Source organism: Variovorax paradoxus B4 (assembly GCF_000463015.1).
In the GTDB taxonomy this organism is placed as follows: Bacteria; Pseudomonadota; Gammaproteobacteria; order Burkholderiales; family Burkholderiaceae_C; genus Variovorax; species Variovorax paradoxus_E.
This window is the reverse complement of sequence record NC_022247.1, coordinates 342,848-354,788: the sequence shown is the minus strand read 5'-3', so window position 1 is coordinate 354,788 and position 11,941 is coordinate 342,848. Positions and strand designations below refer to the sequence as shown.

Below are 11,941 nucleotides of genomic sequence, written 5' to 3'. Positions count from 1 at the left end.
GAGGTTGAAGGGAGTGCAAAAAATGTGCCCCGCGCTCAGCCCGGCAGGCTCACGTGGGCGGCGACCACGCGCCAGCCGTCGGCCGTGCGCAGCCAGGTCTGGCTCTGCCGGCCGACAGCAGTGGCGCCTTCGCGCCGGAACTCGCAGTTGGCCGTGGCGAAGTCGCGGCCGTAGGTGGTGATGACGGTGCGCAGCAGCTCGCGCGGTGGGCTCTGCACCGGCAGCGATGCGCGGAAGGCGCTGATGCCGGCATGGCCGTAGTGGTTCTCCGAGAAGCCGTAGCGCAGCGTGTGCGGGCTGTTCCAGAACAGTTCGTCGAGCACTGCGGGCTGGTTGGCCATGAGCGCTTCCTCGTAGCGCGCGAACACGGCCGTCACTTCGGCGAGCACCTCGGGGAGGTTGATCTCGGGGATCACCGGCGCACCTCGCGCTGGAAGATGTCGAGGCTGAGCTTCTTGGTTGCGACGAAGCTCTCGGTGCTCAAGGTCTCGACCGTGCGCGGCCGCGCATCGGCGTAGCGCAGGATCTCGGCCACCCTGGTGGGCCGCTTGGTCAGCAGCAGCACCTCGTCGGCAAGGTACACGGCCTCTTCGAGGTCGTGCGACACCAAGAGCATCGTGGTCCCGGTCTGCATGAACACCTCCTGCAGCTTCTCGCGGATGAAGAGCGTCATCTCGAAGTCGAGCGCCGAAAAGGGCTCGTCGAGAAACAGCACCTCGGGGTTGGGCGCGAGCGCGCGCATGATCGATGCGGTCTGCTGCTGGCCGCCCGAGAGCTCGTACGGAAAGCGCTTGAGGTCGAACTTCACGTCGAACGACGCCACCAGCTCTTCCATGCGCCGGTCGACCTCGGCCTTGCTGCGCCCTTCGAGCTTCAGCGGGTAGGCGATGTTGTCGATGGTGCGCATCCACGGGAACATCGCCTCGCGGTAGTTCTGGAACACGTAGCCGATCTTGGTGTCCTTGCGCTGCTTGCCATCGAACAGGATCTCGCCCGAATCGATGGGAACGAGCCCCGCGATCATGTTGATGAGCGTCGACTTGCCGCAGCCGTTGGGCCCGAACACCGAGACGATCTTGTGCTTGGGAATGTCGAGGTCGAAGTTCTCGTACAGCGGCCAGCCCGCGAAGTACTTGGTGAGCCCGCGGATGGTGATGTGCGTGCCGGCCGGGCCGGGTTTGAAGACGGACTTGGGCACGTCGGCGTACACCGGACCGTTGATGACGATGTCTTGCGTGACTTTCATCTTCCGCTCCAGTGCACGATGCGGCGCTCGGCAACGAGAAAGAGGATGTTGAGCGCATAGCCCAGCGCGCCCGCCGCAAGAATGGCCGCATACATGCTCTTCACGTTGAGCACCTGCTGCGCATCGATGATCCGGTGGCCGAGGCCCGTGTCGGAGCCGATGAACATCTCGGCCACGATGACGATCACCAGCGCCATCGACACCGCCGAGCGCAGACCCACGAAGCTGGGCTGCAGGCTTTCCCACACCAGCACGTCCTTGAAGATCTGCCAGCGCGAGGCGCCCATGACGCGCGCCGCCATCACGCGCTGCTTGCGCGCATTGATCACGCCGTAGGCGCTGTTGAACACCACGATCAGCAGCGCGCCGAAAGCCGCGATGGCCACCTTGTTGACATCCGACACGCCGAAGATCAGGAGGAACAGCGGGATCAGCGCGGACGAAGGCGTGGAGCGGAAGAAGTCGATCAGGAACTCGACGCTGCGGTAGGCCTTCTCGTTGCTGCCGAGCAGCACGCCCAGCGGCACACCGACCACCGCCGCAATCGCGAAGGCCTGCAGCGTGCGCCACACGGTCATCGCGAAGTCGGTGAGCAGCGGCCCGCCCGCGAGCCCCGTGATGAGCGCCGCGATGGTGTCGGCAGGCGTGGGCAGGAGGATCGGCTTGATGAAGCCCAGGCGCACCGCCAGGTCCCACACGATGAACAGCACCACGGGACCGATGAAGGGCAGCAGCCGGTCGCGCAGCGGCGGCTTCGGCGGCGCCGCCGTTGCACCGGCGGCCGGCGGTGTCCACGGCGCGGCCGTGGTCGTGCTTGCGTCGGCCATGGTCAGGCCTTGTAGAGCAGGCCGTCCACCAGCACCTTCTTCTCGAAGATGCCTTTCTCGGTGAACAGGTCGTAGAACTTCTGAAAGTATGCGACGTCGCTCGGCTTGAACTCGTTGTAGAGCATGTACGAGGCGAGCGGCACTTCGGCCGTGAGGCTGCCTTCGATGGCGGTGTAGCCCTTCATGTGCTGGCGCGCGTCGTCGGGCTTGCTGCGCACCAGCTCCACGCCGCGCGCATAGGCGGCGATGTATTTCTTCGCCACTTCGGGGTTCTTCTTGATGAACTCGCTGGTGAGGCTGGCCGCGCCGCCGTGCCAGGGCGCCATCGGGTCGCCGAGGATGTATTTGGCGACCACGCCGGCCTCGATGACGCGCGTGGTGCCGTTCATGCGGCCCACTGTGCCGGTGGGCTCGAGCGTGTAGCAGGCGTCGACCTGCCCCGCCACGAGCGCCGCCACATGCTGGCCGATGGGAAGCTCGCTCACGGTGGCGCCCTTGGCGCCCGCGCGCTCCAGCATGGTCTTGCACAGGGTCACGTTCTGGATGCCGGGGCCGGACGCGATCTTCTTGCCGGCCAGCTCGGCCATGGTCTTGATCGGGCTGTCCTTGGCGACGATGAATTCGTCGAGCACGAACCTGGCGTTGCTCGGGTTGGTGCAGAAGATCTTGAAGAGCCCCGGCTGCGCGATCTCGCCGATGGCGAGGTTGGCCGAGCCCGTGCCGTTGGAGCTGCCGTCGCAGCGGCCCGCGAGCATGCCTTCCATGACCTGTTGCGCGCCCGCGAACTTGAGCGGCTCCACGTCGAGGCCGGCTTCCTTGAAGTAGCCCCGGTCGACGGCGGCAAAGAAAGGCAGGCCCGCGGCCACGGGCCAGAAGCCGATGCGGATCTTCGGCGCGGCTTGCGCGCGCACGATGGCGGGCGCGGCCAGCACGGCCAGCCCTGCGGCGCCGGCCTGCAGCAACTGGCGGCGCGACGCGGCGGGCGATTTCTCAGGGGTGCTCATGAAGACTCCTCGATCGGTCAGGTTGGAATGGCTTGGGAAGAGCCGGCAGCGGCGGCGCGGCTCGCGATGTAGGCACGCCAGCCGCCGTGGTGGCTGACGTCTTCGGCGCCTGCGAGCGCATGGCCCTCGCAGATGAAGCCGTGCACCCAGCTGCCGTCGGCGAGCTCGACGCTGCCCAGGCCCAGCGGGGGCGGGATCAGGACCAGGAAGCTGCCGACCTCGGCCACGGGAACGGACCACACTTCGAGCGCGATGGCCGCTCCGCCGGCCATGCTGCGCTGCAGCCCCGGCTTGGGCGGCACGGTGCCCGGCAAGGCGTGCAGGCGATAGCGCGGCGAGGTGGTGGTGGCGCGCAGCAGCGTGGCGCCGCGTTCGGTGAGCTGGCCGTTGAGCGGCATGCCCGAGAGATGCGCGCCGACGACGGCGATGGGCATGGTCTGCACTGGCGAAGCGCCCAGGCCCGGAATGGGGCGCGGCTCGGGCAGCGGCAAGCCTGTGGCGCCCTGCGGCAGGCCGGCGGCGTGGTGATAGCGCTGGCCCAGCTCGGCCAGCGCAAGATCGCTGCCGCACGGGCCGATCAGCGTGATGCCGAAGGGCAGGCCGTCGGCCCGCAGGGAGCTCGGCACCGAGATCGCGGCGTAGTCCAGCAGGTTGACGAAGTTGGTGTACGCGCCGAGGTTGCGGTTGAGCACCACGGGGTCGGCGCGCATCTGTTCGCGCGTGTAGTGCGTGGGCGCGGTCGGCACCAGCAGCACGTCGATGCCGCGCCACATCGGTTCGACCTGTTGCGCGATGGCGCGCAGGCGGGTCTGCGCCTCGAATACGTCGGCGGCGCCGTAGCCGCGGCCGCTTTCGAGAATGCCGCGCACCGGCTCGATCACTTCGGCACTGTGCGCATCGAAGAACCCGCGCACCGCCGCATAGCGCTCGGCCACGAGCGCGCTTTCGTAGAGCAGCCCGGCGGCCTCGGCCAGCGGCGCATAGGGAATTTCCACGGCCGTGCCGCCGAGGGCGGCGAGCCGCACCTGCGCATCGCGAAAGGCTTCCTCGGCCGCGGCATCGCCGAAGAAGTTCAGCGTGTCGGGCACGCCGAATCGGAAAGCCGGCGCAAACGGGTCGTTGCGCAGCGCAAGTTCCCGCGAATAGGGGTCGCGCGCGTCGGGCCCGGCGGCCGCAAGAAGCACGTCGACGGCCAGGCCGACGGTGCGCGCGAAGATCGACACGCAGTCCGCGCTCTGGGCGGCGGGCACCACGCCGAAGGCGCTCAGCAGGCCGCGCGAGGGCTTGAGCCCGACGATGTTGTTGAGCCCGGCGGGCACGCGGCCCGAGCCGGCGGTGTCGGTGCCGAGCGCGAAATCGGCCTCGCCGGCGGCCACCACGTAGGCCGACCCGGAGCTGGAGCCGCCCGAGACGTAGCGCGCGTCGAAGGCATTGGGCACGTCGCCGTAGGGAGAGCGCGTGCCGTTCAGGCCGCAGGCGAACTGGTCGAGGTTGGTCTTCCCGAGCAGCGATGCACCGGCATCGAGCAGCTTCTGCACCACGGCCGAGTGCTGCGCCGGCCGGCGCTCGAAGGCCGGGCAGCCGGCCGTGGTGGGCACGCCGGCCACGTCGATGTTGTCCTTGACCGCGAAGCGCAGGCCGGCGAGGCGGCCCGTGTCCGCGCCGGGCACGGGCCGCGGAAAGCGGGCAATCCACGCTGCGGCAGCCGATCCGTTTTCTTCATGCACCATCATCAGGCATCCAAACTTGTGTACAAGTCGAGATGCAAGCAATGTGCCAAACGCATTTGGCCCACCGCCCGGTCCTAGCCATGTCGCCCCGCGCGCCAGCAGGCATGCGGGTTGGCAGGCAACGCGCCTGCCGCACACGGGTGTGAACACCGCCCCGCGCGCACGCGGTAGCGGTTTTTACGGATTCATGCGGCTAAGAATTGAGGGTGTGCACGGCCTCGATGGAGTGCGCAATCGGTCGTGATCGTGCCGCCGCGGGACCGACGCAATCGCTCAATGGGGCCACCGCACCGGGCAGGATATGAGTTGTACCTGTACAGGCAAGGCCTTGAGGAGGCCTGATCCCCAGGGCGAGGCAGGCCCTGGTTTCTTCTCAGCTGCCTGGAGCGGTTGAACCCGGCTCGTAGCCAACCTCACGCTGATGGCGCAGGGCCAGCACCGTGACCTCATCGCCCTCGCCAGCGTAACGATACAACGCCACGTAGCCGCTGGCGCCGAAGTCGATCACCCACTCGCGGTATTCAAGTGGCAGATCTTCCACCGGCCGCCCCACCATCGGCTGCTGACGCAGGACCTGAACGGCCTTGATGATCGTCTCAGCAGCACGTCGGGCGGCCGCCGGGTTCTTCGGGCGCAAGAACTCACGCAGCCGCTGCAGTTCGCGCAGCGCCGCCGGCGCGAACCTCACTTGTGGCATGCAGGCGCTGGCAGCTCGTTGTCAGTGCCCCAGGTCTCCAGCCAGGCCATCACCTCGTTGCCCGAGACGTGCAGGCCCGTTTCCTCGAACTCCTCCCACGCCGCCACGGCGTCCTGGTGCAGGGACTGGCGCTTTTCTTCGCGATCAACGTACTGGGCAATGGCCTCACGCATCAGCCAGTGAGGCGCCCGGTGGCGCGCCGTCGCCAGGCGCTTCAGGCGCACCTTGAGTTCAGGATCGAGCTTGACGGGCGTCGGGCTGATGGCGGTAGTCATGAGTAATACTCTACCAGCATGTGCGATCTACTCTCGCCTTGGCCGGCCGCGCCGCTGAGCGGCTTCACAGGAGCAAGCGGCTAAGAATGGAAGGTGAGTGCGGCCCTGATGGACGGTGCTGGCGGCTGCGATCATGGGTCCGTGGGGGCGATGGATCACCCAATGAACTCACCACACAGGGCAGGATATGTGAAGAGCTAGCTCTTCCCTCCTGCCCTGTATTCGCGCCTGCGGCGCTCAATCGGGAACGCGCCGCACAGGCGCGGGCCTGGCGAGTCAGCACCGCGCACGCCTGATCTCAGATTCCGTTGAGCACGCAGGTGCGAATGAGGCAGCGATGAAGGCCGTAGGCCTACATCGCATATCCTGCCCTGCACCAGGGATCCATTGGACTGAGGCCGCTTGTGCCACTGGCCCCGATGATGACTGGGTGCTGAGACGACGAAGTGCCGATGAAGACGCCACGTCCTCACGACGCATCGTCGTCTTCGGCTTCGCGCGCCAAGGCCTCCAGCAACGCACTGGCGGCGTCCGGCGCATCTCCCTGGCCCTCGGGCATGTCCAAGGGCGCTTGCATGCCCCTGAGCCGCCTTCTGGCTCCGGGATGCGTCAACGCATGCACCTGCTGCAGCTTCCTAATCGCCACCTGCGTGTAGATCTGTGTGGTGCTGAGTTCCACGTGCCCGAGCATCGCCTGGATGAAGCGCAGGTCGGCCCCGCCTTCGAGCATCAGCGTGGCCATCGTGTGGCGCCACAGGTGGCAGCCATTCGTCAGTGGCTCCAGTTTATGAACGTACTTACCATCGACGAACGCGGCCCCCCCCCAATGATCGCGGCGCGCCGAGAAGTTTGGCGACAGGCACCATGGGCGCCAAGACCTCTGTCGTCAAACCAAACGCCGGCGTGTCGTATGTTGCCCGGAAGTCCGATGCGCTCGGAAGCTCGATGCCAAGCGCCTTGTAGCCAGTGCGCCGGATATTGGCAAACGGATCGGCCATCTCGGCAATCGAGAGCGCATCCATCCCAAGATTCCAAGCCACCTTGGCAGTGTCCTTCAAAGCACTGGTGAGACTTTGACTGTCAGGCGTCGTCGGCGCAAAGCCTCCGGTGCCATTCCAGAAGTCCGATGCGGTCTTGGCGACGCGTGCGCGCATTGCCGCATTGGCCGCCTTCTGCGCTTCAGACGGCGGGGCCCGACTGCCGTTGGCCGCCGGTCCAATAGGCTCATCATCAACCGCCACCCACTGTTCTGCGGCAGCCGCCGTGAGTGGTCCGGCTCCGGCATTTAGCGCCCTCCTCTGTGCTGGCGTAATCGACTCGCTTGGCGGCATCCAGGTAGCGTTTTCGCCGGCTGGCATCCCCGAGTTCGCGTACCAATTCCCCGAACGCTGCGAAGCCGCCAAGCGCTTTCGACCGCAATGTCATCTTGGATGTCCGAGCCGTTGCGGTAGTCCTTCTCAGACCACGGGCCAACACCCTGTGTTTTCTGCCCATTGGCCGCCGCCAGGGAGTCCCCCAATGCATTGCCAAGTCCGGTCGGGCCGTCTTCGAGATGTTGTTCGAGATTGGCTCCCTCTCCCTCCGGGAGAGGGTTCGGGTGAGGGCTCCGTGCCGATGAAGCGCGGCTCACATATGAAGGCCGGCTGCCCTCACCCCGCCCTCTCCCAGAGGGAGAGGGGGTCATACATCAGCTCCGCTTGGCTTCCCGGTACAGCCCCTGGACCTTCGGCAGGTTGGCCTCGAGCTTCTGGATGCGGTCCGGCCCGCTCGGGTGGGTGGAAAGAAAGCTCAGGCCGCCCTGGCTCTTGGACGCAGCGGCCATCTTCTTCCAGAGCGACACCGAGGCCTGGGGGTCATAGCCGGCGCGCGCCGCGAGCTCGAGCCCGACGAGATCGGCCTCGGTCTCGTCGCTGCGGCTGAATTTGAGGGTCAGCAGCTGCGTGCCGGCGCGGGCCGCCAGGTCGCCCATCTGGCCCAGGCCCAGCAGCTGCGCACCGATGGAGAGCGCCGCGCCGGTGCCCGCGCTCTTGGCCAGGCGCGCACGCGCATGCTCGCGCAGCGCATGGGCCATCTCGTGCCCCATCACCATGGCAGCCTCGTCGTCGCTGAGCTTGAGCTGCTCGAGGATGCCGGTGAAGAAGGCGATCTTGCCGCCGGGCATGCAGAAGGCGTTGATCTGCTTGCTGCCGATGAGGTTGACCTCCCATTTCCAGTCGCGCGCGCGCGTGTTCCACGGGGTCGCAAAGGGAATCAGCCGGTTCGCGATGGTGCGCAGCCGCTGCAGCTGCGCATTGCCGTCGCCCGCGAGCGCACCCTTGGCGCGCGCCTGCTCGAGCAGTTGGCCGTACTGCTGCACGCCCGCCGTCTCGATCCGGTCGGCCGGCACCAGGTTGCGCGCCATCGAGGCATTGCCCACGTTCACCTGCGCCAGGGCCGGCCCGCCCAGCGCCGCGCCGGCCGCCGCGAGCAGGAAGGCCCGCCGCGGCTGCCAGGCCGAAGCGGGCGAAGGGGAAGCCGCGGAGGAAACGAGGGGCTCGCATCGAGTGCACATGCGCGGATCATAGGAACAATTGCCGACAAAAAGACGGCTCGGCACGCAGCGCGCGCTCATGGACAATCCGAAGTTCATGTCTGCCCAGCCCGCCGAAACCTCCACCGCCCCCTCCCTGCCCTGGCGCGACGCGCTGAAGGTCTACCTCGAGCCCGCCACGCTGCGCATGCTGGCGCTGGGCTTTTCCGCCGGCCTGCCGCTGCTGCTGGTGCTGGGCACGCTGAGCTTTCGCCTGCGCGAGGCGGGCATCGACCGCACCACCATCGGCTACCTGAGCTGGGTCGGCCTGGCCTATGGCTTCAAGTGGGTCTGGGCGCCGCTGGTCGACCGGCTGCCGCTGCCGCCGCTGACCACCCTGCTCGGGCGCCGGCGCGGCTGGCTGCTGCTGGCGCAAGGGATGGTGGTCGCGGGGCTGATCGGCATGGCGCTCAACGATCCGCGCCAGGGCCTCCCGCCGCTGATCTGGTGCGCGCTGCTGGTGGCCTTCGGCTCGGCCACGCAGGACATCGCGCTGGACGCCTTCCGCATCGAGTCGGCCGAAACGCGCAAGCAGGCCGCGCTCGCCGCCGCCTACCAGACCGGCTACCGGCTCGCGATGATCTGGGCCGGCGCCGGCGTGCTGTGGGTGGCGGCCTGGGCCGAGGTGGCGCCGGCGGCTGGCGCCACAGGCGCGGCGGCCTACCAAAACGGCGCCTGGAAAACGGCCTACCTGGTGATGGCGGCCTCGATGGCGGTGGGCGTGCTCACCGTGCTGCTCTCGCCCGAGCCGGTGCGCCGCGTGCTGCCCAAGGCGAAGAACGCGGCCGAATGGCTGCAAAGCGTGCTGATCGAGCCCTTTGCCGACTTCATCCGCCGCTACAAGTGGCAGGCTGCGCTGATCCTTTCCCTGATTGCCATCTACCGCATCAGCGACGTGGTGATGGGCATCATGGCCAACCCCTTCTACGTGGACATGGGCTTCACCAAGGACGAGGTGGCCACCGTCAGCAAGATCTACGGCGTGGTCATGACGCTGGCCGGCGCCTTCGTGGGCGGCGTGCTGTCGATGCGGCTGGGCGTGATGCGCGTGCTGATGCTGGGCGCGGTGCTCAGCGCCGCGAGCAACCTGCTCTTCGCATGGCTGGCCTCGCGCGGGCACGACCTGACGGCGCTGATTGCGGTGGTGTCGGCCGACAACCTGGCCGGCGGCATTGCCTCGGCGGCCTTCATTGCCTACCTGTCGAGCCTGACGAACATCAGCTATTCGGCCACGCAGTACGCCTTGTTCAGCTCGCTGATGCTGCTGCTGCCGAAGTTCATTGCCGGCTATTCGGGCGCTTTCGTCGACGCCCACGGCTACGCCCAGTTCTTCACCGCCACCGCCTTTCTGGGCGTGCCGGTGCTGCTGCTGGTGGCGCTGGCCGCCCGCATCACCACGACCAAAGCCCCGGCCGAGCGCCAATAGGGCACGGGCCCTATAGGAAAACAGCTGACGCTGCGAGGCCCGCGCAACTGGTAGGCTGTCACTTTCCGGTTACCTCCGCTTCGCTCCCAGAGCGATCATTCACCTTCCGCCCGCCAACCCACAAGCAACGTGCCGCCCCGCATTTCTCCCCTTCAGATCAGCGCCTTCACGGCCACCTCGGCCGTCGGCGTCGGCAAGGAGCCGCTCGCCGAGGCGCTCGAGCATTCGCGCAGCGGCCTGCGCGCCAACGATTTCGGCGACGCGCCGCTGCCCACCTGGATCGGCCGGGTCGACGGGCTCGAGGACGTTCGCCTGCCCGAGGCGCTGGCCTCGTGGGACTGCCGCAACAACCGGCTCGCCTGGCTGGGCCTGCATGCGGACGGCTTTCCCGAGGCCGTGGCGGCCGCGCGGGCCAGATACGGCCCCTCGCGCATCGCGCTGATCCTGGGCACCTCGACCTCCAGCATCGGCGAAACCGAGCTGGCCTACACCCAGCTCGACGCCGACGGCCTCTTCCCCATGAACCAGCGCCGCCCGGCCGTGCACACGCCGCACTCGCTGGCCATGTTCGTGCAACAGGTGCTCGGGCTCACCGGGCCGAGCGAGACGATTTCCACCGCTTGCTCGTCAAGCGCCAAGGTGTTCGCCTCGGCCGAGCGGCTGATCCGCCTTGGCCTGGCCGACGCCGCCGTGGTCGGCGGGGTCGACACGCTGTGCGGCAGCGTGCTGTTCGGCTTCAACTCGCTCGAACTGGTGTCGAGCGAGCCGTGCCGGCCGTTCGACGCGAGCCGCAAGGGCATCAGCCTCGGCGAGGCCGCCGGCTTTGCGCTGGTGGAACGGGTGCAGGACGATGCCGGCGCGCCGCTGCGGCTGCTCGGCTACGGCGAAGCCAGCGATGCGCATCACATGTCGACGCCGCACCCCGAGGGGCTGGGCGCCGAACGCGCGCTCGACGAGGCGCTGGCGCGCGCGGGCCTGGCACCCGAGGCCATCGACTACATCAACATGCACGGCACCGCGAGCCAGAAGAACGACGAGGTCGAAGGCGCGCTAGTGGCGCGGCGCTTTCCGGCGCGCACCCATGCCAGCTCGACCAAGGGCTTCATGGGCCACACGCTGGGCGCGGCGGGCATCGTCGAATCGGTGATCAGCCTGCTCGCGATCGAGCGCGGCCTGATGCCGGGCACGGTCAACACGAACCAGCTCGACGCGGGCTTCGGGCCGCAGATCAGGCTCGAGCCCACGCATGGCGAGGTGCGCTACGCGCTGACCAATTCCTTCGGCTTCGGCGGCAACAACTGCTCGCTCGTCTTCGGCAAGGCAACCGCATGAAGCCCACGCCCGTGCCACCTACCCTCTACATCGAAGGCCCGGCCTTCTGGACGCCCACCCTGCCGGGCTGGAACGCCGCCCGCGCCGCCTTCCGCGGCGAAGGCGGGCTCGCCGATCCGCCCGCCAAGCGCCCGTCGCCGCAGGTGCTGGCGCCGGCCGAGCGCCGCCGCGCGCCCGACACCGTGGCCCTGGCGCTCGAAGTGGCCGCGGCGTCGATGGCGGGCGCGGGCCGCAATGCGGCCGACGTGCCCTGCGTGTTCGTCTCGGCGCACGGCGATCTCTCGATCAACGACTACATGTGCAGCACGCTGGCCACCGATCCGACGGTGCTGTCGCCCACGCGCTTTCACAACTCGGTGCACAACGCGGCCGTGGGCTACTGGACCATCGGCACCGGCTGCATGGCGGCCAGCAACTCGGTCTCGGCCTACGAAAACAGCTTTGCCGCCGGCCTGCTCGAAGCGGCCGTGCAATGCGCGGCCGACCAGTCGCCGGTGCTGCTGGTGGGCTACGACACGCCCACGGTGGGCCCGCTGACTTCGGTGACCGACAGCCAGGGCCTGCTGGCCGTGGCGCTGGTGATCGCGCCCGAGCGCACGGCGCACACCGTGGCCGCGCTCGATTGGTCGGTGCAGGACAACGGCGGCGATGGCACTGTGCCGGCGCCGCTTTCGGACGCCGCGAAAACGCTGGCGCACATCAATCCGATGGCCCATGCGCTCGGCCTCTTCGAAGCGCTGGCGCGCCTGGAAGGCGATCCGCCACCGCCCATCGGCTTGCCGCTTTCTTCCGCCCTTTCGCTGCGGCTGCAACTGCAGCGGGTCCGGGACTGAGG

The 11,941-nt window shown here is 68.1% G+C and carries 13 protein-coding genes; 3 read left to right on the top strand and 10 right to left on the bottom strand.

Annotation, left to right across the window (positions count from 1 at the left end):
* Positions 1-35: 35 nt before the first annotated feature.
* The 10 genes from hpxZ to VAPA_RS01585 all read right to left on the bottom strand — a co-directional run bounded on the left by hpxZ (position 36) and on the right by VAPA_RS01585 (position 8,330).
* The gene (hpxZ, locus tag VAPA_RS01630) at positions 36-416 is read right to left on the bottom strand and encodes an oxalurate catabolism protein HpxZ (RefSeq protein ID WP_041945976.1); all 381 of its coding nucleotides are present in this window, start codon (positions 414-416) and stop codon (positions 36-38) included.
* The gene (locus tag VAPA_RS01625; protein ID WP_021005022.1) at positions 413-1,246 is read right to left on the bottom strand and encodes an ABC transporter ATP-binding protein; all 834 of its coding nucleotides are present in this window, start codon (positions 1,244-1,246) and stop codon (positions 413-415) included. The genes hpxZ and VAPA_RS01625 overlap by 4 nt, the downstream gene beginning before the upstream one ends.
* Entirely contained in the window at positions 1,243-2,073 is an 831-nt protein-coding gene (locus VAPA_RS01620; protein ID WP_021005021.1) for an ABC transporter permease, read from the bottom strand. The genes VAPA_RS01625 and VAPA_RS01620 overlap by 4 nt, the downstream gene beginning before the upstream one ends.
* Positions 2,074-2,075: 2 nt before the next feature.
* Entirely contained in the window at positions 2,076-3,077 is a 1,002-nt protein-coding gene (locus tag VAPA_RS01615; RefSeq protein WP_021005020.1) for an ABC transporter substrate-binding protein, read from the bottom strand.
* A gap of 17 nt (positions 3,078-3,094) precedes the next feature.
* On the bottom strand, positions 3,095-4,810 hold the full coding sequence (atzF, locus tag VAPA_RS01610) for an allophanate hydrolase (RefSeq protein ID WP_021005019.1): 1,716 nt from the start codon (positions 4,808-4,810) through the stop codon (positions 3,095-3,097).
* A 370-nt stretch (positions 4,811-5,180) separates the two neighbouring features.
* Positions 5,181-5,504 (bottom strand): type II toxin-antitoxin system RelE/ParE family toxin, encoded by a 324-nt coding sequence (locus VAPA_RS01605; RefSeq protein ID WP_041945975.1) that lies wholly within the window; start codon positions 5,502-5,504, stop codon positions 5,181-5,183.
* The gene (locus VAPA_RS01600) at positions 5,492-5,779 is read right to left on the bottom strand and encodes a CopG family ribbon-helix-helix protein (protein ID WP_021005018.1); all 288 of its coding nucleotides are present in this window, start codon (positions 5,777-5,779) and stop codon (positions 5,492-5,494) included. The genes VAPA_RS01605 and VAPA_RS01600 overlap by 13 nt, the downstream gene beginning before the upstream one ends.
* Positions 5,780-6,248: 469 nt before the next feature.
* On the bottom strand, positions 6,249-6,536 hold the full coding sequence (locus tag VAPA_RS01595; protein ID WP_268977811.1) for a tyrosine-type recombinase/integrase: 288 nt from the start codon (positions 6,534-6,536) through the stop codon (positions 6,249-6,251).
* A gap of 40 nt (positions 6,537-6,576) precedes the next feature.
* A complete protein-coding gene (locus VAPA_RS01590; protein ID WP_041945974.1) occupies positions 6,577-6,933 on the bottom strand; it encodes a hypothetical protein in 357 nt (118 codons plus the stop codon).
* 533 nt (positions 6,934-7,466) lie between these two features.
* Positions 7,467-8,330, bottom strand: a complete 864-nt coding sequence (locus VAPA_RS01585) for a M48 family metallopeptidase (protein WP_021005016.1) — start codon at positions 8,328-8,330, stop codon at positions 7,467-7,469.
* A gap of 76 nt (positions 8,331-8,406) precedes the next feature.
* Between VAPA_RS01585 and VAPA_RS01580 the strand changes: the two genes are divergently transcribed.
* The 3 genes from VAPA_RS01580 (at position 8,407) to VAPA_RS01570 (ending at position 11,939) form a co-directional block, all read left to right on the top strand.
* Entirely contained in the window at positions 8,407-9,774 is a 1,368-nt protein-coding gene (locus tag VAPA_RS01580; RefSeq protein ID WP_230558946.1) for an AmpG family muropeptide MFS transporter, read from the top strand.
* A 129-nt stretch (positions 9,775-9,903) separates the two neighbouring features.
* A complete protein-coding gene (locus tag VAPA_RS01575; RefSeq protein WP_021005014.1) occupies positions 9,904-11,106 on the top strand; it encodes a beta-ketoacyl-[acyl-carrier-protein] synthase family protein in 1,203 nt (400 codons plus the stop codon).
* Complete coding sequence (locus VAPA_RS01570; protein ID WP_021005013.1) at positions 11,103-11,939, top strand: beta-ketoacyl synthase chain length factor; 837 nt, start codon at positions 11,103-11,105, stop codon at positions 11,937-11,939. Before VAPA_RS01575 ends, VAPA_RS01570 begins: the two co-directional genes overlap by 4 nt.
* The last annotated feature ends 2 nt before the right edge of the window (positions 11,940-11,941 follow it).